Origin of the sequence: Ralstonia chuxiongensis, assembly GCF_024158925.1 — a bacterium.
Taxonomy (GTDB): domain Bacteria; phylum Pseudomonadota; class Gammaproteobacteria; order Burkholderiales; family Burkholderiaceae; genus Ralstonia; species Ralstonia chuxiongensis.
In genome coordinates this window covers 1,043,121-1,068,465 of sequence record NZ_JAMYWC010000001.1, presented here as the reverse complement: position 1 = coordinate 1,068,465, position 25,345 = coordinate 1,043,121, and the positions used below count along the sequence as shown (strand labels likewise).

Annotated in this window: 21 protein-coding genes; 16 read left to right on the top strand and 5 right to left on the bottom strand. The window is 64.2% G+C overall.

Features of this window, described 5'->3' with window-relative positions:
* Positions 1–499 precede the first annotated feature (499 nt).
* Positions 500–853, top strand: a complete 354-nt coding sequence (locus NKG59_RS04615) for a hypothetical protein (RefSeq protein ID WP_253535647.1) — start codon at positions 500–502, stop codon at positions 851–853.
* A gap of 133 nt (positions 854–986) precedes the next feature.
* Here NKG59_RS04615 and NKG59_RS04610 read toward each other — a convergent pair whose 3' ends face one another.
* Positions 987–1,580: a flavodoxin family protein gene (locus NKG59_RS04610; protein WP_253535646.1), complete on the bottom strand. Its 594-nt coding sequence runs from the start codon at positions 1,578–1,580 to the stop codon at positions 987–989.
* 118 nt (positions 1,581–1,698) lie between these two features.
* Between NKG59_RS04610 and NKG59_RS04605 the strand changes: the two genes are divergently transcribed.
* Positions 1,699–2,604 (top strand): LysR family transcriptional regulator, encoded by a 906-nt coding sequence (locus NKG59_RS04605; RefSeq protein WP_253535645.1) that lies wholly within the window; start codon positions 1,699–1,701, stop codon positions 2,602–2,604.
* 112 nt (positions 2,605–2,716) lie between these two features.
* Here NKG59_RS04605 and NKG59_RS04600 read toward each other — a convergent pair whose 3' ends face one another.
* Positions 2,717–3,409, bottom strand: coding sequence for a DUF2076 domain-containing protein (locus tag NKG59_RS04600; RefSeq protein ID WP_253535643.1), 693 nt, complete (start codon positions 3,407–3,409; stop codon positions 2,717–2,719).
* A gap of 110 nt (positions 3,410–3,519) precedes the next feature.
* Positions 3,520–4,491 (bottom strand): GlxA family transcriptional regulator, encoded by a 972-nt coding sequence (locus NKG59_RS04595; protein WP_253535641.1) that lies wholly within the window; start codon positions 4,489–4,491, stop codon positions 3,520–3,522.
* Between the two features lie 97 nt (positions 4,492–4,588).
* Between NKG59_RS04595 and NKG59_RS04590 the strand changes: the two genes are divergently transcribed.
* The 10 genes from NKG59_RS04590 (at position 4,589) to NKG59_RS04545 (ending at position 14,292) form a co-directional block, all read left to right on the top strand.
* On the top strand, positions 4,589–5,041 hold the full coding sequence (locus NKG59_RS04590; RefSeq protein ID WP_253535639.1) for a tautomerase family protein: 453 nt from the start codon (positions 4,589–4,591) through the stop codon (positions 5,039–5,041).
* 27 nt (positions 5,042–5,068) lie between these two features.
* A complete protein-coding gene (locus tag NKG59_RS04585; protein WP_253535637.1) occupies positions 5,069–5,884 on the top strand; it encodes a dienelactone hydrolase family protein in 816 nt (271 codons plus the stop codon).
* Between the two features lie 136 nt (positions 5,885–6,020).
* Positions 6,021–8,399 (top strand): bifunctional salicylyl-CoA 5-hydroxylase/oxidoreductase, encoded by a 2,379-nt coding sequence (locus tag NKG59_RS04580; protein ID WP_253535635.1) that lies wholly within the window; start codon positions 6,021–6,023, stop codon positions 8,397–8,399.
* 1 nt (position 8,400) lies between these two features.
* The gene (locus tag NKG59_RS04575; RefSeq protein ID WP_253535634.1) at positions 8,401–9,183 is read left to right on the top strand and encodes an SDR family NAD(P)-dependent oxidoreductase; all 783 of its coding nucleotides are present in this window, start codon (positions 8,401–8,403) and stop codon (positions 9,181–9,183) included.
* Entirely contained in the window at positions 9,180–9,785 is a 606-nt protein-coding gene (locus NKG59_RS04570) for a MarR family winged helix-turn-helix transcriptional regulator (RefSeq protein WP_253535633.1), read from the top strand. The genes NKG59_RS04575 and NKG59_RS04570 overlap by 4 nt, the downstream gene beginning before the upstream one ends.
* The gene (locus tag NKG59_RS04565) at positions 9,782–10,633 is read left to right on the top strand and encodes an enoyl-CoA hydratase family protein (RefSeq protein ID WP_253535632.1); all 852 of its coding nucleotides are present in this window, start codon (positions 9,782–9,784) and stop codon (positions 10,631–10,633) included. The genes NKG59_RS04570 and NKG59_RS04565 overlap by 4 nt, the downstream gene beginning before the upstream one ends.
* A 1-nt stretch (position 10,634) precedes the next feature.
* Entirely contained in the window at positions 10,635–11,810 is a 1,176-nt protein-coding gene (locus tag NKG59_RS04560) for an acyl-CoA dehydrogenase family protein (RefSeq protein WP_253535631.1), read from the top strand.
* A 31-nt stretch (positions 11,811–11,841) separates the two neighbouring features.
* Positions 11,842–13,458: an AMP-binding protein gene (locus NKG59_RS04555; RefSeq protein WP_253535630.1), complete on the top strand. Its 1,617-nt coding sequence runs from the start codon at positions 11,842–11,844 to the stop codon at positions 13,456–13,458.
* Entirely contained in the window at positions 13,455–13,880 is a 426-nt protein-coding gene (locus tag NKG59_RS04550) for an acyl-CoA thioesterase (protein WP_253535629.1), read from the top strand. The genes NKG59_RS04555 and NKG59_RS04550 overlap by 4 nt, the downstream gene beginning before the upstream one ends.
* Before the next feature lie 19 nt (positions 13,881–13,899).
* Positions 13,900–14,292, top strand: a complete 393-nt coding sequence (locus tag NKG59_RS04545; protein WP_045205569.1) for a RidA family protein — start codon at positions 13,900–13,902, stop codon at positions 14,290–14,292.
* Between the two features lie 182 nt (positions 14,293–14,474).
* On the opposite strand, the gene NKG59_RS04540 is transcribed toward NKG59_RS04545, so the two are convergent.
* Together NKG59_RS04540 and NKG59_RS04535 are read right to left on the bottom strand one after the other, a co-directional pair.
* Entirely contained in the window at positions 14,475–16,280 is a 1,806-nt protein-coding gene (locus tag NKG59_RS04540; RefSeq protein ID WP_253535627.1) for a methyl-accepting chemotaxis protein, read from the bottom strand.
* A gap of 153 nt (positions 16,281–16,433) precedes the next feature.
* A complete protein-coding gene (locus tag NKG59_RS04535) occupies positions 16,434–17,348 on the bottom strand; it encodes an amino acid ABC transporter substrate-binding protein (protein WP_253535625.1) in 915 nt (304 codons plus the stop codon).
* A gap of 434 nt (positions 17,349–17,782) precedes the next feature.
* Here NKG59_RS04535 and NKG59_RS04530 point away from each other — a divergent pair, with 434 nt between their 5' ends.
* The 4 genes from NKG59_RS04530 to NKG59_RS04520 all read left to right on the top strand — a co-directional run bounded on the left by NKG59_RS04530 (position 17,783) and on the right by NKG59_RS04520 (position 25,343).
* Complete coding sequence (locus NKG59_RS04530) at positions 17,783–19,048, top strand: dicarboxylate/amino acid:cation symporter (RefSeq protein WP_253535623.1); 1,266 nt, start codon at positions 17,783–17,785, stop codon at positions 19,046–19,048.
* Positions 19,049–19,064: 16 nt separating this feature from the next.
* Positions 19,065–20,555 carry a cysteate racemase gene (gene cuyB, locus NKG59_RS04525; protein ID WP_253535622.1) on the top strand — a complete coding sequence of 497 codons (1,491 nt, stop codon included), beginning with the start codon at positions 19,065–19,067 and terminating at the stop codon, positions 20,553–20,555.
* Positions 20,556–20,597: 42 nt separating this feature from the next.
* Positions 20,598–20,870, top strand: coding sequence for a LysR family transcriptional regulator (locus NKG59_RS26500; protein WP_392397950.1), 273 nt, complete (start codon positions 20,598–20,600; stop codon positions 20,868–20,870).
* 516 nt (positions 20,871–21,386) lie between these two features.
* Positions 21,387–25,343, top strand: coding sequence for a hypothetical protein (locus tag NKG59_RS04520; RefSeq protein WP_253535621.1), 3,957 nt, complete (start codon positions 21,387–21,389; stop codon positions 25,341–25,343).
* Positions 25,344–25,345 lie beyond the last annotated feature (2 nt).

The following is a 25,345-nucleotide window of genomic DNA, read 5'->3' as shown; positions in this document are numbered from 1 at the left end:
CTCTGTCCATGACCTGATTCACTGCCTCGATCTTGAATTCCTCGGCGTATCTCTGTGCGCTCATTGCTTCTCCTGTCTAACCTCTAGTTTGAGGCTTGCAGGTGTCTACCGAGGCCGGGGCGATTCATGGGGCTTTGGGGTTGGCGCTTGGGTGTCTGAGGGTCGAGCTTGGGTGTCTGGGAGTGGGGCGCGAGGGTTTGGGGGTGGGACGTGTAGCGCCGGGCCCCGACAAAGACAAATCAGACCTCGGCTGCCGGCCCCGTCGCTATAATCCCTCCGCTGCCGGACCAACGGCAGCCGGGCGTGGAAACCCGACATTGACCCAAGGCGGACAGCATTTTGTCCGAGACGCTTACGCACGCCTGTTTTATGGCGGGCCGGGCGGAGCAGCCTACGGGCTGGCTGGCTTCCTTGGGTGTCAGTTTTCCACCTCCGCTGTCGGGCCCGCCACCCTCACGTGGAAATGAGCGGCGGGTCTCCAATTACCCAAGGAGGCTCTATGCCAATCGCTTCATACCCCTCGCCACCACCTTCCGCCCCTCGCGCCGACGCCATGTCAGCGGCAGCGGGCAAGCTCACCAAGAATCGCATTTACCTGAACGGCGCGCTCGCGGGCCAGGCCTATCTCAAGCGCACGCGCACCGCGATGTGCACGCATGGCCAATGCCGGCCTGGCATGCTGCGCGAGCAGCTCCAGAGTTTCTCGGCTCACAGCTTTCCAGCCGTATTCGTGAAGGGCTTTGTTGACGCGATCGATGTGTATGTGTCGATGTCGCTAGGGGGTCACGACGTCGATCCGCAAGCGTGGGATGTGCTGGCCGCCATCGAGCGGCGCGGCTATCGCGAGCAGTAGCGATGGGCTGACGCATTCCGCGTAAGTCGACGGCCGCCAGAAGCTTCACCGGTGGCCACTCTACCGCCCGCGCCGCTGCTTCGATACGCTAGCTCCGCGGGGTGGGGCCGCCGGCTCGCGTCCTGACGGACGATCATTTCAGCGCGCCTGTGCGCCCCGCGCGAAGCTGCGTCGCAACCATCGCCACCCGTGCCCCATAACGGCGCGCCGTCTCAAGGTCGCCCGCCGACATTTCTTCGGGCGAGGCATCGGCCGGCGTCTGCGCCATCGGCGCGATGTACGATCCCATGCGGTTCAGGTCGTCGCGCTTAGAGGCCTTTACGTTCGCAGGCTTGATATCCATGCTGACCCAGATGCCGCCGTGCTGCCCCGTGAGCAGGACGAAGTATTCGAGCGTGTTGAGCTTGTCGCCATTGATGCTCGCGCTGTTGGTAAAGCCGCCGAAGACCTTGTTTTGCCACGCGCCTTCGAACCACGGTTTCGACGATGCGTCGGCGAACTTCTTGAACTGCCAGCTTGGACCACCCATGTAGGTTGGCGAGCCAAACAGGATGGCGTCCGCTGCGGCGAGCGTTGCCCAGGCGTCTTCGGGGATGTTGCCTTCGGCGTCGATGGCGACGAGGTCTGCGCCGGCGCCTTCGGCAACAGCGCTTGCCATGCGGGCGGTGTGCCCGTAGCCGGAGTGATAGACGACGGCCGTTTTTGCTTGGGTGGTGGTTTCAGTCATGGTGGCTTCCTATCGTGAACATGGTCCGCTGTGGACGACATGGGAGGCCACTCTACTGAGCTGTGACGGTGTGATAAACGACGCCAATTTGAACGTTCTGTTCTTCACCGGATGAACAATGCAAAACCTCGACGCGCTGTTGATCTTTGCCCGTGTGGCTGAAATGACGAGCTTTACGCGCGCGGCGGAAAGCCTCGGCATCCAAAAGGGACGTGTCTCAACGGTGATCCGCACGCTGGAACGGGATGTGGGCGTCGCGCTGCTGCACCGGACCACGCGGAGCGTGCAGCTGACCGAAGACGGCCGCGAATTCTATGCACGCGCGCGGGACCTGCTGGCCGAAGCCCAGGAATTGCAATCGATGTTCCTGGCGAACGGCGGGCCGTTACGCGGCCGGCTGCGCGTCGATCTGCCGACCGAGCTGGCACGCAGTGTCGTGGTGCCTGCGCTGCCGCAGCTGATGGCGGCGCATCCGGAGCTGCAACTGGAGCTTTCCAGCACGGACCGGCGCGTGGATATCGTCCAGGAAGGCTTCGACTGCGTGATCCGTTTCGGGCCCATCACCGATGAAACGATGATTGCGCGGCCGCTCGGCAAGCTGCGCATGACGAATGCGGCAAGCCCCGCGTATCTGGAACGGTATGGCGTCCCGCATACGCTGGAAGACCTGCTCAGCCAGGGGCATCAGATGGTGCATTACACGCTCACGCTTGGCACCAGGCACGCCGGGTGGCAATACCCCGACGGCGATGGTTATGCGTGGCTTCCGCTGCCAAGTGCCATGCAGGTCAACAGCGTGCAGACGTATCACGCGGCCGGGCTCGCGGGCATTGGATTGATCCAGGCGGGATACACCGCGCTTGCGCCACATATCCAAAGCGGTGCGCTGGTGGAAGTGCTGCCCGACCTGCGCCCGGAGCCGCTGCCTGCGTCGTTCGTGGTGGCGCATCGGCGCAATTTGTCGCCGCGCGTCCGGGCTTTCATGGCATGGATCGAAGGGCTGTTGAAGCCTTATCTTGAGTGAGTGTTGCGGGGGCGGCGGCCTGCTCACATCAACTTGGTTGACGGGCCTCCCGCCATCTCTGGATGGCTCCGAGCGGCGGGGGCATCGCCGGCCATAACGCCGGATGGCGCGATCAGCTCAACGTCGAATCGTCATCGGAATAATCACTGCCGCCCAGGTCGCTGTCGTCCATCAGGCCGAGGCTGTCGTCGCGCGAGGCCGTGTTGGTATTGCCGCTGTTACCGCCGCTATCGTTGTCGTAATAGTTGTTGATGACGGTTTCCGTGGTGCCGCCCATCACCGGCTGCTGGCCGAAGAAGCCGCCACCGCCGCTGTTGTGGTGGAACATGTTTTCGATGCCCTGGAACAGGAGCGCGCCACCGGCCACGCCGGCTGCCGTGGTCGCGACGCTGCCAAGCGTGCTACCCAGACCGCCGCTAAAGAAGCCCGAACGCGCGGGTTGCGCCGGAGCCGGCTGCGCTTGCGGCGGCATTTGCATGGGGGCCGCCTGCTGCGGGGCGTAGGCGGGATTGGGCGCCGGGCTGTTGGCGTGGCTGCCCCAGTTGTTGGCGGAATCCATGAACGACGCGCTGCGGCCGGCTTGCGCTGCCTGCAACTGGTTTTGCAGCGAGGCGATTTGCGCCTGCGCCGATGCCAGCGCCCCGTCGAGCAGCATGGCGCGTTGCACGAGCAGATAGGCCGCGTCTGGCTGGCGCGCCACGGCGTCGAGGATGCGGGCTTCGGCCTGCGGGTCCTTGGCTGCGGCGCGGGCTTGCGTCAGTTGGGCCAGGAAGTTTTCCAGCGCTTGCTGTTCTTGCGGTGACATGGTGTGGGTTCCTGTCTGGGTGGGTGCGACGTGACCAAGTTAGGCGTCAAGTCTTAAACGAAAATTAAAGTTCTGCAGCTTCTTGTGTAACGGCCTGTAACCCCAGGCCCCTAGGCGGCCGGGCGGTATTGGCTGGGGTTGGTGCCCGACACCTTGCGCATCAGGCGCCGCAGCGCGGTGGCGTCTTCGTAGCCGACGGCTTCGGCCACGCTGTCGATCGTCATGCGGCTGGATTCGATCAGCATGCGGGCGCGGTTCAGGCGCACGCTCTGCACCAGGGCCAGGGTGCTTCTGCCGGTGGCCTCGCGCACGTGCCGCGACAGCGTGCGTTGCGACATGGCCAGTTCGTCGGCCAGCGCCTGCACGCTGGGCGGGGTGGGCAGGGCGGCTTCAATGCGTGCCACCAGCTGGGCAATCAGCGCATTGCCGTTGGCCAGCATGGCGGGCACCACAAACGGCGCCTGCGCGTGGCGGCCGTCGATCAGCAGCACACGCCCTATGGCATCGGCCAGCGCCACGCCAAAGCGCGTGCGCAGCAGGTGCAGCATCAGGTCGGTCTGCGCAAAGGCGGCGCCGGCGGTGGCGATCGGGCCGTCGGCGCACACCATGCGGTCTGCGTCGACGGTGCATGCGGGTTCCCACTGCCGCAACGTGGCGGCCAGCCACCAGGATGTGGTGACACAGCGCCCAGGCAGCAACCCCGCCGCCTGCAACAGAAACACCGCCGAGCACGATGCCGCAACCTGACCGCCCGCCGCCACTTGCGCGGCCAGGGCGCGCGCTGCCCGCTGGGCATCGTCTTGCGCCAGGCGCGTGGCAATCACGTCCGCATGGTCCAGGCCCAGGCCGGGCACGATCCAGGTGCTGCCATCGGGGCGCGGGCGTTGTGGCAGCGCGCTGGCCTCCACCTGCATGCCGTTGCTCAGCTGCACGCTGGGCGCGTCGGCTGAGAGTACGCGCCACGTGGGGCGTGCGGCTTTGACGCGCGGGGCGAGTGTCGACGCGGCCTGCAAGATGTCCAGCGTGGCCGCCACGCTGGTGGCGTAGGCGCCCGAGAGTACGAGGATGGTGAAATCGGCCATGACCAAAGTTGCCCGAAAGATGTCGAAATCGACACTGCCAGTCTAGCGGCTGCGCGGGTTCAATGCAGGCATGTCAACAACGCTCACGAGTGCCTACATGCCGAACATCCTGGTCAAGATTCCTGCCAACACCTTTGACGGTGACGCACGCGCGGCGCTCGCACGCCGCATCACCGAGGCTGCGGCGCAGGCCGAGCAGATTCCCGATGATCCGCGCCGGCGGGCGACAACCTGGGTGGTGATGGAAGACGTGCCGGCCGCCTCTTGGTGGCGCGGCGGGGTGGACGTGACAACGCAGGTGGTGCCGTGCCTGGCCGTTGCCCACGTGCCGGCGGGTGTGCTGGATGCCGATGCGCGTGCGCGCTTCGTTCAGCAGATGCACGAAGCGTTTGCGCAGGCGTTGCCGGCCGCCGATGCCCGGCGCGTGGTGACCTCCGTGATGCTGCATGACGTGGCCGACGGCACCTGGGGCGTGAACGGTGCGCTGTGGACGCTGCCGGAATTCGCCAGGGCGGCGGGTTATGCACACCTGCAGCACCTCGTCGCCTGAGCCACGCCACTCCAACGGAGCCCACGCATGACAAGCCAGCCCCCGCTGCAGGACGACCGCCTGGAAGACTTCACGCGCCGCCAGATCACGCTGGATGGCATCACCAAGACCGTGTACGTGGCTGGCGCAGGCCCGGGCGTGATCGTCATGGCCGAGATGCCGGGCATCAGCCCGCATGTGGCGCGGTTTGCGCGCTGGGTGCGCGATGCGGGGCTGACGGTCTATATGCCGTCGTTGTTCGGCCGCGATGGCGCGGTGCCCGAGGCGGATGCCGGCGCGGAGGTTTTCCGCCATGCGTGCGTGAGCGCAGAATTCCGCGCCTTTGCGGCCAACCAGTCGAGCCCGGTCACGCAATGGCTGCGCGCGCTGGCGCGGCTGGCCCATGCGGAGTGCGGCGGCCTGGGCGTGGGGGCCATCGGCATGTGCTTCACAGGCAATTTTGCGCTGACGATGATGTTGGAGCCGGCCATGCTGGCGCCCGTGCTGTGCCAGCCGTCTTTGCCGTTGAACGAGCCGGCCGGGATCGAGATTGCGCCGGAGGAAGCGGCCGCCGTGCGCCAGCGGCTGGAGCAGGAAGACCTGACCGTGCTGGCCTACCGGTTTGAGGGCGACCGCTTCTGCCGCGCTCAGCGCTTTGCGGCGTATGCGGATGCGCTGGGCAGCCGCTTTGTGGGGCGTGTGCTGCCCGACAGCGCCGCGCACCCGAACCCGCCGTCGTTCTTTGCCCAGCATGTGCCTTGTCCGCACAGCGTGGTGACCGCCCACCTGATCGACGCGGCCGGGGAGCCCACGCTCGCGGCCCGTGACGAGATCCTCGCGTTCTTCCAGCAGCGCCTGGGCTGAGTGGGGGCTCACATGCGGGTGTGAACTTGGCGCCGCCCGGTTTGGTGTAAACCCCGGGGCGCCGTCTGAGCAAATTGCTTTACAACTAAACTATTCATGACTAAGGTAATACCGCATCGAACGCGGAGCCGTTGTCATGAAGATTGTCTGTATTGGTGGTGGGCCGGCTGGCCTGTACTTTGCCCTGCTGATGAAGTTGCAGGACCCGTCGCACGACATCACGGTGGTGGAGCGCAACCGCCCGTATGACACCTTCGGCTGGGGCGTGGTGTTCTCCGACCAGACGCTGGGCAACCTGCAGCGCGCCGACGCCAAGAGCGCCGCGCAGATTCTCGACGCCTTCAACCACTGGGACGACATTGAAGTCCACATCCGCGGCCAGGTGGTGCGCTCGGGCGGCCATGGTTTCTGCGGCATCGGGCGCAAGCGGCTGCTGAACATCCTGCAGGCGCGCTGCGAAGAAGAGGGCGTCAAGCTCGTCTTCGAAACCGACGTGCAAGACAAGGATTTGGAAAACGATGGCGCCTACGCCGATGCGGACCTCATCATTGCCAGCGACGGCCTGAACAGCCGCATCCGCACCAAATACGCCGCGACGTATCAGCCCGATATCGACACGCGCCGCTGCCGCTTTGTCTGGCTGGGCACGCACAAGCTGTTCGACGCCTTCACCTTTGCGTTTGAAGAAACCGAGCACGGCTGGTTCCAGGCGCATGCGTACCGCTTTGATGACGAAACCTCCACCTTCATTGTCGAGGCGCCCGAAGAGGTGTGGCGCGCCGCCGGGCTGGAGACCATGGAGAAGGAAGATGCCATCGCCTATTGCGAGCGCCTCTTCGCCAAGTATCTCGACGGCAACAAGCTGATTTCCAACGCCACGCACCTGCGGGGCTCGGCGCAGTGGATTCGGTTTCCGCGCGTGGTTTGCCGGCACTGGGTGCATACCAATGTGCACAACACGCCGGTGGTGCTGATGGGCGACGCCGCGCACACGGCGCACTTCTCGATCGGCTCGGGCACCAAGCTGGCGCTGGAAGATTCGATTGAACTGGCGCGCAGCATCGGCCAGCATCCCGGCGATTTGCGTGCCGCGCTTAAGCACTACGAGGCGGTGCGCAGCGTGGAAGTGCTGCGCATCCAGAACGCGGCACGCAACTCGACGGAGTGGTTTGAAAACGTAGACCGCTACGCCAACCTGCCGACGGAGCAGTTTGCGTATTCGTTGCTCACGCGCAGCCAGCGCATCAGCCACGAGAACCTGCGCCAGCGCGACAAGCGCTATCTCGAATCGTTTGAAGACTGGATTGCCGAGCAGGCAGGCGCGCCGCGCGGCCCGCAGCACGGCCCGGTGCCGCCGATGTTCACGCCGTTCACGGTGCGTGGCGTCACGCTCAAGAACCGCGTGGTGGTGTCGCCCATGGCGCAGTACTCGTGCGAAGACGGCCAACCGGCGGACTATCACCTCGTGCACCTGGGCGCCCGCGCCATGGGCGGTGCGGGCCTGGTGATGGCCGAGATGACCTGCGTATCGCCGGATGCGCGCATCACCCCCGGCTGCCCGGGTTTGTGGAACACCGACCACCGTGATGGCTGGGCGCGCATCGTGCAGTTCGTGCATGCCAACAGCGATGCGAAGCTGGGGATTCAGCTCGGCCACGCCGGTGCCAAGGGCTCGACGCGCGTGGCGTGGGAGGGCATCGATCTGCCGCTGGAAGACGGGCAGAACTGGCCGCTGATCTCCGCATCGCCACAGCAGTATCTGGATGGCGTGAGCCAGTGGTCGCACGCCATGACGCGCGACGACATGGACCGCGTGCGTGACGACTTCGTCCATTCGGCGCGCCTGGCGGCAGAAGCCGGGTTCGACTGGCTGGAGCTGCACTGCGCGCACGGCTATCTGCTGTCGTCGTTCATCTCTCCGCTGACGAACCAGCGCAATGACGAATATGGCGGCGCGCTGGAAAACCGGCTGCGTTTTCCGCTCGAAGTCTTCCACGCGGTGCGTGAGGTGTGGCCGAGCACGAAGCCGATGTCGGTGCGCATTTCCGCGCACGACTGGGTGGAAGGCGGTATCACGCCGGACGATGCGGTCGAGATCGCGCGCATCTTCAAGGCCGCAGGCGCCGACATGATCGATTGCTCGTCGGGCCAGGTCAGCAAGAAGGAACAGCCGGTGTACGGCCGCATGTTTCAGACGCCGTTCGCCGACCGCGTGCGCAACGAGGCGGGCATCGCCACCATCGCCGTGGGCGCCATCTCAGAGGCGGACCACGTCAACAGCATCATTGCGGCCGGCCGTGCCGACCTGTGCGCCGTGGCGCGTCCGCATCTGGCCAACCCGGCCTGGACGCTGAACGAAGCCGCCCGCATCGGTTATCTCGACATTCCGTGGCCCAAGCAATATCGCGCCGGCAAGTTGCAGCTGGAGCGCAACCTGGAGCGCGAGCGCGCCATGGCGGCGCAGGCGGCAGGGTTGTCGCCGCTGGAGCAGGCCAACCGCATGCAGGGGGTCTGAGATGGCGATGCCTGCGATGCTCGCTGGACACCACGCCGTCGTTACCGGCGCAGGGCGCGGGATTGGCGCTGCGATTGCCAAGCAACTGGCCGCGCAGGGCGCCACGCTCACGCTGATGGGCCGCAACGCCGACGTGCTGGAAGCCACCGCAAAGACGTTGCCCGACAGCGCCCGCGCGCAAGTCGTGACGTGCGACGTGACCGACGAGGCGAGTGTGTCAGCGGCGTTCGAATCCGCGCGCGCGGGGCTCGGCCCCATCTCCATCCTCGTCAACAACGCGGGACAGGCGGAGAGCGCACCGTTTGCGAAGACCACGCTTGCTCAATGGCAGCGCATGCTGGCCGTCAACCTGACGGGCACGTTCCTGTGCACGCAGGCGGCGCTGGCCGATGTGCAGGCGTCGGGCCGCGGCCGCATCGTCAACATTGCCAGCACGGCGGGGCAGCGCGGTTATGCGTATGTGTCGGCGTATGTGGCCGCCAAGCATGGCGTGATCGGCCTCACACGCTCGCTGGCGCTGGAGATGGCGGCGCGCGGCGTCACCGTCAACGCGGTGTGCCCCGGCTATACGGAAACCGACATCGTGCGCGAGAGCATCGACCGCATCGTCGCGCGCACCGGACGCAGCGCAGAAGAAGCGTTGGCCGAGCTGGTGAAGGGCAACCCGCAAGGCCGGCTGATCACGCCCGATGAAGTGGCGAACGCCGTGGTGTGGCTGTGCTCCGACGGCGCGTCTTCCATCACGGGGCAGGCCATCTCGGTGTCTGGCGGGGAGGTGATGTGAGCACCGAACGCACCCGGCGCAAAACCGCACTCGCCACGCGCGCCTCTGGCCACTACGCCGTCGTGCAGGCGCTGGGCGACGAACATATCGGCCTGGAAGCGCGCGCGCATGTAGACGACCACATGGACGTGAAGATCTGGCTGCGCCTGCTGGCCTGCAGCACGCAGATCGAGCAGCAGATCCGCCAGCGCTTGCGCACGCGCTTCAACACCACGCTGCCGCGCTTCGACTATCTGGCGCAGCTTGACCGGCATCCGGACGGCCTGCGCATGAACGTGCTGTCGCGCTACCTGATGGTGACGGGCGGCAACGTCACCGGCCTGACCGACCAGTTGGAGAAGGAAGGGCTTGTCAAACGCGAGGCGGATCCGGATGATCGCCGGTCCTTTCGCGTGCTGCTGACCGACGCCGGCCGCCGCCACTTTGCCGAGATGGCTGCCGAGCACGAACGCTGGCTGATCGAGATGTTCGATGGCCTGGGCATTGCCAACAAAGACGCACTGTATGCGCAGCTCGGCCACCTGCGCGTGCACCTTGCTCAGCGTGAGACCGAGCTGGACGCGCGCGACGAACAACTTCAAACGAACCCGACCAAACCATGACCGACCGCATTGACCCGGCCCTGCTGGCCGGCAACCGCCGCCCGCTGGCGGGTTATCAAGCCAAGCATTTCCTGTGGAGCGTGGAAGGCGGCGTTGCCACCATCACGCTCAACCGGCCCGAGCGCAAGAACCCGCTCACGTTCGATTCGTATGCCGAGCTGCGCGACCTGTTCCATCAGCTCAAGTGGGCAGATGACGTCAAGGCCATCGTGCTGGCCGGTGCGGGCGACAACTTCTGCTCCGGCGGCGACGTGCACGAGATCATCGGCCCGCTCGTGCAACTGAAGGCGCCCGAACTGCTGATGTTCACGCGCATGACGGGCGAGCTGGTGAAGACGATGCGTGCGTGCCCGCAGCCGATCGTCGCCGCAATTGATGGCGTATGCGCGGGTGCGGGCGCCATTTTGGCGATGGCTTCCGACCTGCGCCTGGGCACGGCGCGCAGCAAGACGGCGTTCCTCTTCAACCGCGTTGGCCTGGCCGGCTGCGACATGGGCGCCTGCGCGATCCTGCCGCGCATCATCGGCCAGGGCCGCGCGAGCGAGTTGCTCTACACCGGCCGCTCGATGAGCGGTGAAGAGGGCGAGCGCTGGGGCTTCTTCAACCGCCTGTGTGAGCCGGCCGAGGTGCGGAGCCAAGCGCAAGCCTTGGCCGCTGACTTGGCCGCTGGGCCGACCTTCGCCAACGGCATCACCAAGACGATGCTGCATCAGGAATGGACGATGACGATCGAGCAGGCGATCGAGGCCGAAGCCCAGGCGCAGGCCATCTGCATGCTGACCGAAGACTTCTCGCGCGCCTATCACGCGTTCGTCGCCAAGCAAAAACCGGTATTCGAGGGCAACTGAGATGAGCGACAAGGACTATTTGCAGTGGCCCTTCTTTGACGACAAGCACCGGCAGCTCGAAGCCGAGCTGGACGCTTGGGCCACGAAGCACATCCCGCACGACCACGGCCCCGATGTGGATGCCGAATGCCGCGCGCTGGTCAAATCGCTCGGGCAAGCGGGCTGGCTGCGCCACGCCGTGGGCGGCACCGCGCACGGCGGCGCTGGCGAGACCATCGACACGCGCGCCATCTGCCTGATCCGCGAGACGCTGGCGCGCCATTCCGGCCTGGCCGACTTTGCCTTTGCGATGCAGGGGCTGGGCTCGGGCGCCATCTCGTTGCACGGCACGCCCGAGCAGCGCGAGCGCTATCTGACGAAGGTCGCGCGTGGTGAGGCCATCTCTGCGTTTGCGCTGTCCGAACCCGATGCCGGCTCCGATGTCGCGGCCATGGCTTGCGCCGCGCGTGAGGACGGCACCGATTACGTGCTCGACGGCGAGAAGACGTGGATTTCCAACGGCGGCATCGCCGACTTCTACGTCGTGTTTGCCCGCACCGGCGAGGCGCCGGGTTCGCGCGGCATCAGTGCGTTCATCGTCGAGGCCGGTACGCCAGGCTTTGAGATTGCAGAGCGCATCAACGTGATTGCACCGCACCCGCTCGCGCGCCTGCGCTTTACCAATTGCCGCATTCCGGCCAGCCAGCGCGTGGGCGCGGCAGGCGAGGGCTTCAAGGTGGCGATGCGCACGCTGGATGTGTTCCGCACGTCGGTGGCTGCAGCGGCGCTGGGCTTTGCGCGTCGCGCGCTGGACGAAGCGCTTGCGCGCGCCACCACCCGCAAGATGTTCAGCGGCGTGCTGGCGGATTTCCAGCTGACGCAGGCCAAGCTCGCGCAGATGGCGACCGCCATCGACAGCGCCGCGCTGCTGACGTACCGCGCTGCGTGGCAGCGCGACCAGGGCCGCAACGTGACGCGCGAGGCGGCCATGGCCAAGTTGACCGCCACCGAGAACGCGCAGCAGGTGATCGACGCCGCCGTGCAGATGTGGGGCGGCCTGGGGGTGGTGAGCGAGCAGCCGGTGGAGCGCCTGTACCGCGAGATCCGCTCGCTGCGGATCTACGAAGGCGCGACTGAAGTGCAGCAACTCATCATCGCGCGCGAATTGCTGCGCGCGGCCACGCCGGCAACGCACTGACACTGCCCAGCCCAGAGACGGAGAGCTCGCCATGCCCAGCGCCCATATCGACACCTTCGCCCGCGACCGGCTGCCGCCAGCGGAGCTGCAACCGGTGTACCGCTTCGACCTGCCGGCGCTGCAGTTTCCGCCGCAGCTCAACTGCGCAACCGAACTGCTCGACCGCCGCGTTGCCGCAGGCGAGGGCGGCCGGCTCTGCATCCAGGCGCCCGGCATCCGCTGGACGTATGCCGACCTGCAGGCGCATGCCAACCGCATCGCCAACGTGCTGGTCAATGAGATGGGCGTGGTGCCGGGCAACCGCGTGCTGCTGCGCTCGCCCAATAGCCCGATGCTGGCCGCCTGCTGGTTTGCGGTGATGAAGGTGGGCGCGATTGCGGTGACGACCATGCCGTTGCTGCGCGCCAAAGAGCTTGGGCAGATCCTGGGCAAGGGCGAGATCGGCGTCGCACTGTGCGATGCGCGGCTCGTCGACGAGTTACGCGATGCAGTAGCGCAAGCCGCCAAGCCCGTGCAGATGCTGTGTTTTCACGATGACACGCCGGAAGGCCTGGAGGCCGCCATGGCGCGCCAGCCGGCCACCTTCAGCAACGTCGATACGGCCGCAGATGACACGTGCCTGCTCGCCTTCACGTCGGGCACGACGGGCGTGCCGAAAGCGACGATGCACTTTCACCGCGACATCCTGGCCATCTGCGCGTGCTGGCCGCCGCATGTGTTGCAGCCGCGCGCGGACGACATTTTCATTGGCAGCCCGCCGATGGCGTTTACGTTCGGGCTCGGCGGCCTGCTGCTGTTTCCGATGAGCGTGGGCGCATCGACGGTGCTGCTGGAGAAGGCATCGCCAAACGATCTGGTCGATGGCATCCGCACGTTTGGCGCGACGGTGCTGTTTACCGCGCCCACCACGTACCGCAACATCGCGGCGCGCGGAGACGAGCTGCGTGCCACGCCGCTGCGCCGCTGTGTGTCAGCGGGCGAGGCGCTGCCGGTTGCCACACGCACGCTGTGGAAGAACGCCACCGGCATCGAGTTGATCGACGGCATTGGCGCGACCGAGATGCTGCATATCTTCATCTCCGCCGCCGATGCCGACGTGCGCCCCGGCGCCACCGGCAAGGCCGTCCCCGGCTATGTCGCACGGGTGGTGGACGACGCCGGCAATCCCGTGCCCCCGGGCACAGTGGGCCGCCTGGCAGTCCAGGGCCCGACTGGCTGCCGCTACCTGGCCGATGACCGCCAGCGTGCCTACGTGCGCAACGGCTGGAACCTCACGGGGGATGCCTACGTGATGGACGAGGAAGGCTACTTCCACTACCACTCGCGCACCGACGACATGATCATCTCCTCGGGCTACAACATTGCCGCGCCCGAGGTGGAAGACGCGCTGATGCAGCATCCGGCCGTGGCCGAGTGCGGCGTGATCGGCGAGCCCGACGAAGAGCGCGGGCAGATCGTCAAGGCCTTCGTTGTATTGCATCCGGGCCACACGGCGGGGCCGGAGATGGTCAAGACGCTGCAGGACTTTGTGAAGCAGACCGTCGCGCCGTACAAGTACCCGCGCGCCATCGAGTTCCGCACGAACCTGCCGCGCAGTGAAGTCGGCAAGCTGCTGCGCTATCGCCTGCGCGAGCACGATAAATCATGAGCAGCTACCACTTCGAGCGCGCCGCGCGCATCCGCTTCGCGCATTGCGACCCAGCCGGCATCGTTTACTTTCCGCAGTACCTCGTGCTGTTCAACGGCCTGGTCGAAGACTGGTTTACCGATGGACTTGGCGTTTCGTATGCGCAGATGCTGGGCCCGCGCCGCATCGGCCTGCCCATCGTCAAGCTGCATTGCGAGTTCAGCGCCATCAGCCGCATGGGCGACGACGTGCAGTTCAAGCTGAAGCTGGAGCGGCTCGGCAATGCGTCGCTCACGTTGGACCTGGATTGCTGGGCGGGCGACGAACAGCGCGTGCGCTCCCAACAGGTACTGGTGTTTACCGATCTCAATACGCATCGCGCGATGCCGATGCCGCCCGATGTGCGGCAGGCGATCGAGGCGAGCGTTCAACAGTCCCGATAGAACTAGAAGGAATCGCATCATGGAAGTACTCCTCCCCCCTAACTGGCCGCGCCCCAAGGGCTATGCCAACGGTGTATCCGCGCGCGGGCGCATGGTGTTCGTGGCCGGCATGATCGGCTGGGATGCGCAGGGCGTGTTCCACACGGATGACCTGGCCGGGCAGGTCCGTCAGGCATTGCAGAACATCGTCGAGGTACTTGCCGCCGGCGATGCCAAGCCCGAACACATCGTGCGCATGACTTGGTACGTGACCGACAAGAAGGCTTACGTGGAGGCCTACCCAGAGATCGGTAAGGCGTTCCGGGAGCTGATCGGCAGCTTCAGCATTGCGATGACGGCAGTGGAGGTGGCGGCGCTGGTCGAGGACCGGGCCAAGGTGGAGATTGAGGTGACGGCGGTGGTGCCGGACTAGTCGTATTCCTAAAATACGACGCCGCCAAAGCGCGATCCTTCCGAGCAAGGTGGAATCTGTTTGAAGCAATTTGGGAAATTGCGGTCAGCCTTCTTGGCCATATCGAACCGGCACTTGGAATCGAGCCCGACCGCGAATACCGACGCCGCACCGATCAACATGCAGTACGCGGCACCCGCTGCTCATTGACGTGAGAGTCGGAACATTCCTACCGCTTCGTTGAGGCTATGGGCCTGTTCCTCCAGCGACTCCGCAGCGGCCGCCGCCTGCTCCACCAGCGCGGCGTTCTGCTGCGTCACCTGGTCCATCTGATTGACGGCCTGGTTGACCTGCTCGATGCCGTTGCTCTGCTCTTCCGACGCCGACGAAATCTCGCCCATGATGTCGGTCACGCGCTTCACCGCATCGACGATCTCCGCCATCGTCACACCGGCCTGATCCACCAGCGCCGTGCCGTTGCTCACACGATCCACCGAGTCGTGAATCAGCGCCTTGATCTCCTTCGCCGCACCCGCCGAGCGCTGCGCCAGGCTGCGCACTTCGCTGGCCACCACCGCAAAGCCCCGGCCTTGCTCACCAGCACGCGCGGCTTCCACCGCAGCGTTCAGCGCCAGGATGTTGGTCTGGAAGGCAATGCTTTCGATCACGCCGATGATGTCGGCAATCTTCTTGCTGCTTTCGTTGATGCCGCCCATGGTTTGCACCACTTGGCCGACCACGTTGCCGCCGCGCGTGGCAACGTCAGACGCCGTCACGGCAAGCTGGCTGGCCTGACGCGCGTTATCGGCGTTCTGCTTCACGATGCTCGTGAGTTCTTCCATGCTCGATGCGGTTTCTTCCAGCGAGCTGGCCTGCTCTTCCGTGCGCTGCGAGAGGTCTGCATTGCCGGCAGCAATTTCCTGCGCGGCAGAGCGCACCGAGTCGCTGCCCAGGCGGATCTGCTGCATCACCGCCGTCAGCTTGTCGGCAAACGTATTGAACGAGCGGGCGATCTGCGCGACTTCGTCTTCGCCATCCGACGGCAGACGCTTGGTGAGGTCACCGCTGCCCGAGCCGATGTCGTCCATGGCATCGCGGATCATCGACAGGCGACGGAATGCGCGCGAGGTCATCGCACCCACGATAAGCGCTGCAACGATGGCTACGCCCACCAGCGCGCCAATCGACGTCATCACCAGCGAGCGCATACCGGCCGTGGCATCGGACTTGTCCAGCGCCACTACCAGGCCCCAGTCGGTGCCTTTTACGCCTTGGCGGTAGAGCAGTTTGGATGCGCCATCCACTGACACTTCCACCGGCTTCTCCGCCTGCACCAGCGATGCCAGCGTGGCTTCGTTCAGCCCTGCCGACAGATCGGTTGCGGGCTTGAGCGTGAGCTTGTCATTCGGGTGCGCGACGATCTTGCCGGCCGCGTTGACGAGAAAGCCGAAGCTGGCCGGCGTCGGGTGAATGGCCTTCACGTTGGCGATCACGCTGTCCATCGCCACATCGCCGCCGATCACGCCCTTGAGACTACCGCCCTGTATGACGGGCACGGCAAATGTCACCACCAGCTTGCCCGTGCTCGCGCTCACGTACGGCGGCGTCACCACAGGCTTGCCCGCCTCCACGGCCTGCTTGTACCAGGGGCGCGCGGTTGGGTCATACGTTGGCGGAATGCCTTCGGGGTTCGAGAACTTGTACGACTTGTCGGGATAACCGACATACACCTTGATCAGTCCACCCGCCTTGGCTACGGTCTGGAACATGGGAACCGGATCGTCTGACAGCGCCGCATCCTGAAGCGCGACGATCAGTTGCAGCTTGCTGGCAATCCAGTCGTCGATACCCGTTGCGTGTCCGTTTGCGACAGATTGCAGATTCGATTGGATGGCCTGTTCATTGTGAGCCTGTGCGACCAGATAGTTGAGACCGCCCGCCAGAACCAGCGCGCAGACCACGATGGTCACACACGCCAGTTGAATCTTCGTTCGAATGGAAGCAAACATGAACAGCCTCTTGAAGTATCGGTGAGGTGCCGCCGGCAGAGAGGCCCGGCTGGTTACACGCTAATCGATCCAAGGCCCCCCCGGCTTTAGCGCTATGCAAAGAATGCATCGGTAGCACCAAAGGGAGGCCATGGGAAGTGTTCGATTCAGCACTCAATCGGCGGTCTTGTCGCTCGGATACTTGAACGAGTCGCGCAGCAGGAAGTTCATCGGGATGTCCAGCCTCACCCCGTTGGGCGGAATCGGTTGCAGGAACCACTTTCTGTAGAGCTTCTCGGCGTCGTAGTCGAGGATGATGTTGGTCATCGCGCGATCAACCAGGTGCTTGAACTCAGCGTCGTCTTTGCTGAGCATGATTGCGTAGGGCTCGACCGTCAGCATGTCTCCGACGACGGCGTACTCGCCCGGGCTCCTGGCGTTGGCGCGAAATCCGTAGAGCAGCACGTCGTCCATTGCAAAAGCATCGGCCTTGCCGCTTTCAACCATGGCAAAGGCTTCGGCATGGTCTTTCGCTTCGAGAATCTTCATGCCCAGCACGCGTGCATCGTTCACCTTGCGCAGTTCGGTGATGTTAGTGGTGCCTTTGGTGGACACCGCAGTCTTGCCGCGCAGATCGTCCCACTTCAGGATGCCCGACGATGTTTTCACGATCATCCGGCTGCCCGCGATGTAATGCGGGATGGTGAACGCCACTTTCTCCCGTCGTTCACGTGTGTTGGTGGTCGAGCCGCATTCGAGGGCGGCCTTGCCTTCGGCAATGGTCGGGATGCGAGAGGAGGGCGTCACCATCACGTACTGCACCTTCAGGTCCGGCCGCTTGAGGTCGGTGCGCAGTTTGTCGACCACGCGCAGACAGAGGTCCATGGCATAGCCGACGGGCTTTTTGTCGGTGTCGTAGAACGAGAACGGCACGGAGCTCTCGCGGTATGCGAGGCGGATGGTGCCCGTATCGCGGATGCGGTCAAGGACCGGCGTGGAAGAGGCCAGAGCGAGGCCCGGCGCAAAGATAGACAGCAAAACGACGATTGGCGCTGCGATTGGTCGCGCCCCTGAGAACAACAGTGGCATAGCTAGTTTCCTCCCCCAAAAGAGTCGGTTGCCTTTGCCATGTCGCCAGCAAGACTCCGACGAATGCGACAGCGCAACTTCGGCATGATGTGTTTTGGGTGCCGAAAATTGTGCTCTGAGCGCCCTTAGACGGACGTCATCTGTTTTCTGTCCCGCTCCGGATTGCCTAGCTCAGCTACATTTTTCCGAGCGTTGCTCATTAGGGTCGTGGTCGGCTGAGCAACCATCCGATATCGCTTCCTGCATGCCCTAGATGATGGATCGCATCAGCGCGAAAAGTATTCCGAATGCGCATCGGCCCAGTCCACATCCTCATAACCAGCGGGCCCTGTTTGCCTAACATGGGCAGCATCGGGATGGCGACTTACGAGAAGAAAGCCACAGAGACAGCGCACTGAGCCGGAGCGACCGGCCGTGCACAAAAAGGGGGAAACATGAATACCAAACGCTTGACCACCCATATCAGTCTGGCAATGCTGCTGGGCGTTGCCGTCGGGTGGGGCTGCCACGAATACGCCAAGGACGCTGCGGCGGCCAAGGACATCGCTTCGTACTTCAGCATCATCACCGACATCTTCCTGCGCATGATCAAAATGATCATCGCGCCGCTGGTGTTCTCAACCCTGGTGACGGGCCTGGCAAGCATGAGCGGCGGTCGCTCGGTCGGTCGCGTGGGTCTGCGCGCAATGCTGTGGTTCGTGTGTGCATCGGCCACCTCGCTGGCGTTGGGCATGCTGCTGGTCAACTTCTTCCAGCCGGGCGTGTACATGAACCTGCCGCTGCCGGAAGCTACCGCCACGGCAGCCTTGAAGACCGGCGACTTCACGCTCAAGGCCTTCATCACGCACGTGTTCCCGCGCAGCATCGTGGAGGCCATGGCCGCCAACGAGATCCTGCAGATCCTGGTGTTTTCGCTGTTCTTCGGAGCCGCGCTGTCGACCATGAAGAACCCGATGGACAGCGTGATCGGCCGTGGCCTGGAAGAGCTGACCAAGCTGATGTTCCGCATTACCGACTATGTGATGCGTTTCGCCCCGCTGGGCGTATTTGCCGCCATGGCCGCCGCCATCACGGTGGAAGGCGTGGGCGTGCTCGTCACGTACGGCAAGCTGATCGGCGAGTTCTATCTGGGCCTGGCGCTGCTTTGGGCCATCTTTTTCTTCGTCGGCTACGTGCTGCTGGGTCGTTCGCTGGGGCTGATTCGCGAGCCGACGATGCTGGCGTTTGCCACGGCAAGCAGCGAATCCGCCTATCCGAAGACGATCGAGGCGCTGGACCGTTTTGGCGTGCCCAAGCGTATCTCCAGCTTCGTGCTGCCGCTGGGGTATTCGTTCAATCTCGATGGCTCGATGATGTACCAGGCATTCGCGGTGTTGTTCATCGCGCAGGCCTACAATATTCAGATGAGCTTCACCCAGCAACTGACGCTGTTGCTGGTGCTGATGCTGACGAGCAAGGGCATGGCCGGCGTGGCGCGTGCCTCGCTGGTGGTGGTGGCGGCCACGCTGCCGATGTTCCATCTGCCTGAAGCGGGTCTGCTGCTGATCATCGGCATCGACCAGTTCTTCGACATGGGCCGTACGGCCACCAACGTGATCGGCAATAGCCTGGCCACTGCCGTGGTGGCGAAGTACGAACAGGCGGAGCAGCCGAGCGAGCTGGAGACCAGCCACGCAACCTCGGCCACGCCTTCGGTGTGACGGTTGGGGGACAACCATGAAACAGCACACATTCGGCGTGATTGGTGGGCTCGGGTCGCTGGCCGGCGCCGATCTGTTCTTCAAACTGGTACGTAGCGAGCCCGTGCTGGCTGAGCAGGATGCCTTCCACTTCCTGTTCGAGCAGCATCCATTTCGGGATGTACGTGCACCGCTGAATGTGACGTGCAGCATGACGGCACGCAAGCTGTATGTGTTCCAGATGTGCCAGTCGCTTGCGCAGCGAGAAGTGAACTCCATCCTGCTGCCATGCTTCGCCAGCCACACCTTTCGCGAGGAACTGCAGAGCGAGCTGACTGTACCCATTGTCGACATGATGGCGGCGTTGCGGCGGCACGTGGACCGCATCGCCACCAAAGGCGCCGTGCTGGGTGTGGTCGCGTCGGATTTTGTGCGGCGATCCGGCTTGTTCGAGCGGTACTTTGCAGATCGCTACGACATTGTCTATCCCGGCGGCCTCGACCAAGCCTTCGTCATGAACGCCATCTACGGCGAAGACGGTGTCAAGGCAGGCAAGCTGGAAGGTCACGCCGTCGAGCACCTGGCGCATGCGTGCGAAAGCCTGCAGCGACAGGGCGTGGAGTGGATCCTTCCGGGGGTGACTGAGCTGTCGCTGGTTTGCCAGGTGCTGCAGCGCCGCGGCTACCCAGTGCTCGACGGCAACGCCATCTATGCCGAGCACGCGGTGTCATTCACTGCATCGGGGCCACGCCGTGTATTCAAGCTGGGTATCGTCGGCGGTGTCGGCCCGGCAGCCACGGTTGATTTCATGGACAAAGTTGTACGCAGCACGCCAGCGAGCCGAGACCAAGACCACATCAAGATGGTCGTGGAGCAGAACCCTCAGATTCCAGACCGCACCGCACACTTGCTGCATCAGGAGGCTGACCCGACAGTCAGCCTCTACGCGACGTGCAAGCGGCTCGAATCTGAGGGCGCCAGCGCAATCGCTATCCCATGCAATACGGCACACGCATTCGTCCAGGACATTCAGCCTTACTTGGCGATCCCGATCGTGAACATGCTGACAGAAACGATCGCGTTTATCCGTTCGCAGTACGGCACCGTGCGGCCGGTGGGATTGCTGGCAACCTCCGGCACGATCGCAAGCGGCGTCTATCACGAGGCTGCCACGGCAGCCGGTATCACGTTGATGACGCCCTCGGAACCGTTCCAGGAACGCGTCATGTCTGCCATCTACGGCGAGCATGGTGTGAAGGCCGGCTATGTCGACGGCGCATGTCGCGAGGCGTTGCGTGAGGCGATCGAGCACCTTGCACTGGCCGGCGCCAAGGTGATCATCCTGGGCTGCACCGAACTGCCGCTCATCTACGGAGAAACGACGGCGTTTGCGCTGGCCAACGGCAAATCCGTTGTGCTGGTGGATCCCACCGCCGTGCTGGCGCGACATTGTGTTGGCCTGGCCCAGCCCGAGAAACTGGCTTTGGCCAGTGAGACGCCGTCGGAATGCGTTTCCGTTTCTGCTTGAGACCCCATTCCCTGATCATCACTGGCGCAGTTTGTTTCGACGATGCAAATGAAATGGCTGGAGGCACTTATTGCGCTTGAGGGAACACGAAGTTTTTCCCACGCCGCACGCAAGCGCTGTCTTTCACAACCGGCCCTGTCCAGGCAAATACAGTCGTTGGAGAAGTGGGCGAGCGTTCCGTTGGTGAATCGTGACGTGCAGCCAATCCAGATGACAGCGGCTGGTCATGAACTGTGCATACATGCCCGATGCATCCTGACGATGCTGTCAGTGGTGCAGCGTGATTTCAGATCGAAGCATTCAAACGGAGACTGAATACCGCTGGGTTGCTCGTCCAACCTCGGTGGCCCGACAAGCTTCGCTTTGGATGCCACGCATTCGGATGGTGTACGCCGGCCCCACTGTGGGGCAAGCAGACTTGAACGCGTTCCAACCTGGTTCAATGCGCTCTGCTGACCCATGCCACTCAAACTGCCCCGCATCTCGTCCGGTGCCTCTGTCTCTACACCTTCGTCGTCACAGGCGGTGACCGGCGAGACAAATACGCCATCCACGCCTGCCAGACAGGCGTCTCGCCAGCGTGGCGAACTTGCCGGCTTGAAGAAGGCACCCCCGGCGCCGCCTGCACTGCCGGGCACACCGCAGACCAACGTCGGTGTAGTGAAGCGGGTGGGCAAGGCATTGCGTGCGCAAGTCAAAAGCACATTCAGCTGCGTAACGAAGGACGGCGCGAGTCGACTCGATTGGAACACGCCGTTTAGCGCGCACTCGCGGGCCGGCAGACCGACCACGTTGCGTGATTTCGCGCACGTCAAGCAATCTGCGGCGCGGATGGCCGCCGCGCGCGGTGACGCGCCGCAACCCGGTAGTCCTTCTGGTTCGGCACGCAGAACGGAGCAGGCGCTCAATCAGGCAATGACAGGGCTGCGCACCCAGATTTCCGCGATCACCAATGCCAGCGCCAGTCTCCACAGTGGTCAGCCGAAACCGGCTCAGGCGCTGGAACACGTCGATGATGTCATTGCCTACTGGGAGTCGACGCAAGGGCAAGCGCTGGCTGCGAAAGTCAGCAGCGAACCTGAGGCATTCGTTGCGGGAGTCCGGGAGATGGCCGCGGCACATTCGCCAGCCGTTGCCATGGCGGTATCGCTGGCGCTCGTGTCGGCCAAGGAGCGTCTCGATCCAGGCAACGCCACAACGCTCAATGGCGACGTCTTTTCTTATCTGAAGCATGCGGACCTGGGTGCCGAAATCGGTAACGCGAAAACGCATTCCGAGACATCGCGTGACTCTCATATCCTTGCCCTGCGGGGCGCGCTGGAGCAGACGCGCGAGGCCTTGATGGCAAACCGGTGCACCACGGGCGCCGGTTCGGGCGGTGAGTCGTCGTCGGCACCATCCCACGCAATCGATGTCAAGGCGCTGCAGGCCTTCATCCAGACGGTGCGCGATTTCCCCATCGCCATGCGCGGGGCGGCACGACATGCCCCGCAGGCCCTCGCCGATTGGCCGGGTGTGCGCGACAGCCACGCGCAGTTTGATGCGCGCAACGCCGAGGCGGCCGCCGCATGCCTGGCCACGCTCGAAGCGGTGGCCGATGAAATCGGCTCGCAACCGGCTGCGCACGCGCAAAAGGGTGCGGCTGAGGTTTCCGCCCATACCGTCGAGAAAATACGCGAGGCGCAGGAGGCGATGATTGCGGTTGTCTCGACGCCGGCGCATCTGCACGCACACGACCAGCAGCTCAAGCATGCCGAATCGGGGCGGGCAGTTGCGTGGGGCGCTTTACAGCATGCCGCGACCACAGGCAATTTCGAGGCCATGCTCGCGGCCACGGGCAACCGTAATCTTGACGCAACTGATCAAGGCAATCTGCGCGTCCATCTGCAGGCCGGCGCTGTGATTGCCACGGCGCTGAAGGCACAGCCGACCCCGGAGGCGCTGATTGCAGCGCGGCTCGCTCCACACGAGGCCGTGTCGAGCGCGACGAACTTCGCCCAGCGCGTGAGCGATGCAAGCGCAAAGCTCATCCACGGTGTCGGTCCGGCAACCTTGAGCGCCGCTGAAAAGAGTGATCTGGTCGCGTGGCGCAACGGCTTCACTGACGATGCACCGGGTTCCGAATTGAGCCAGTTCAAGGCTCGCTTATTCAAGTCACTTGCGTGGGTCGATCGGATGGACGACGACCGGCGCGCGACATTGCCAAGCAACCACAAATCGCCGCTCTCCGCGGCGCGCAATGGCATGGCGCAGGGCGATCGCGCGGTCTTGGCGAACGAGCAGAAAGCGTTGATAGCTGAGCTCGCGAAACCGGCGGTCGACGAGGTGGTGCAGGCCGTCGCTGTTGAGATGGAGCACCTTTGCGGTAGCTCCCCGCCCGCAGCGACTGAAGCCGGAGACGGGACTTCCCATCGCCCCAATGCGTTGAGCGACACCCATTGCCAGTGGATCGCCCTGCGCGTCGCGCTTGAAGACTGGATGCCCGAGCACAAGGCCGCCCGCCAGGGTCATCAACTCGTGCTGGGCCGCGAACTCTCACCCGCAGCATTGCCGGAAGATGTCGAGCAGCGTATTCGCAAGTTCACGGAAGACGCGGCACACAAGGTGACATCGGGCTCTCCGGAAGCCCTTGAACAGGCGATTGCAAGCGTCAGGCAGCATCTTGGCAATGTCCGCCTCGGTTTTGAAGACCTGCATGCGCTTGCAAACTTCCTCAATGTCGAGCGGGCCGAGCCTTTCCAAAAGGCAATGGAAGCCGCCCGAAAAATTGTCACGGCGCCGCCGCTGGCCCCGCCTGACAGATCGCAGCAGAGCGTGCGTGCCATGTTGGTGGACTACCTGAAGACGATTCCCGGTGGCAACACGGTCCGGTTCAGCCGTGGCACCGCCGGCGGGTTCAGTACCAAGGGCATTACCAAGGCGCTTGTCAAAGCGAAGAAGCGGCTACTTGGCGTTCCGGTTGCCGGCAATGCCCGTGTCGATCTGCGCTATGAGAAGGGGCGTGAAGCGGCGGTCTCCATGTCGTACCCTGTGCACGCCGCTGAGCTGTTTATCGGCACCGAAAAGCGCCACCGTGGGCGCATCGGCGCGGGCTGTTTCTTTGGCGCCAAGCTGTTCAAATGCTGCCGCACTGGCGCCAACGTTGATGTGAATCCGTACGAGCACGAGCGCACGGACGCCACCGGCATCATGGTCCGCATCCCGCGCCGGACGGCGGCCAAAGATGCGGAAGTCCGCGCGCTGTTCTCACGCGTTACCGACTTCATGTTCTCGGCCGCGGATGCGCGGCGCCGCTCGCCCGAGGGCATGCCCGATGCCGATGCGCTTTTCCACGCCTTTGCCAGCGAGTTCTACGCCGAGAAGGATCTTTCGATCAGCTGGATCAATCAGAAGACGCGCGCGCATCGCAGCGAGATGTCGGCGGGGATCGGCGTATCTGTCACCAAGCTGCTGAACCCCAGCCAACACCGCGCGAGCAGGCAGGAGACAGGGGCACTCGGCACAAGCCTCGGCTACTCGTTCGAGAAGCAATGGCTGTCGACATTCAAGCAGCTCGACGCGACCGGCACATACCGGATTGCCAACCTGCGCGAGCAGAAGCTGAGCCGGCACAAGATCAACCTTGGGCTGACCACGTCGGCAGTGACGGGCACGATCGGCAATACGTCGGCCGATCTGTTTGGGGGTGGCGCGGTGGTCAAAGAGCGCGGCACGAATGTAAAGCTGCGCCTGGCGATCGATCGGGACAATGTGTTGCCGACAAAGTCTGTGGCCGATTTCGAATTCGACAGCTTCCACGACTACGCCCGGTATGTTGAAGCGACCAAGCAGGAGTGGGTGAAGTTCTTCGCCTATCCGCACCGGAACGATCCGGATGGCGGCCTGGCGAAGGGGCTCAAGGCCGTCAATGACAATCTCGATACCGCGCGTCTGCTGGACAGCCCATACAACGCCTTCTTTGTGCGGCGCGCCCTCACCGCGGACGCCGCGAAAGCGCTGAACCATCTGCAGCAGCTTTCGCTGGTGACGCCGCAAAGCGAGACCAAACTGCACGAGCAGCTTGCCGCGTCATACACCAAGACCATCAACGCCCCCAACTCCTGGATGCCCATCGGCTTGCGTGCTTATGAAAAATACAGCGAGGCCGACGGCTTCAACGTCAACGCGGGGTTGCGCCTGACGCAGAACACCGGGCTCAGGGTCGAGCGGCAGATCGTGTTCGATACGATCGACGCAAAGCTGCTTAAAGAGTACGAAGCGCAGTTGAAGGAAAATCAGCACGCACCGGAGACTTCGGCGGCGACTCAGGCTGCAGCCGGCGCGCCTCCATCACCTCGCCCGCTGCAGCGCCAAGGGTCATCGGACATCCCGCTGTATCAGAGCGTGCAGGGCGCGCGTTCCGAAATCGAACCGGCGCACGAAGAGCCCGACCGGGAACCGGTTGCCGCCCCGTCGCGCGGGCAGCGATCACCGTCGCTTGCCGACATGTTGGCCATGTCGCCGCCGCGCTCGCGGCCCGACGACACGCGCGCCCATCTGGAACGCTTGAAACAGCAAATGGATGCGAAGGCCGGCATTGCTTCCGCTCCCAAGAAGTCCGGCAGTCTGTCCAGCAAGCTGTTTGGGCAGCGCAAGCCTAAGCCGCAATCCGTCGGGCCGCGTGTGCGGGAGCAGCCAGTCAGCACAGGCTCCGGATCAAGCCACCAACAGGCGGTGACGTTGCCGGAAGCAACTGCAGCGACGACTTCGACCGTCAAGCCACGGGCATCCGAGACATCATCCACCTGACT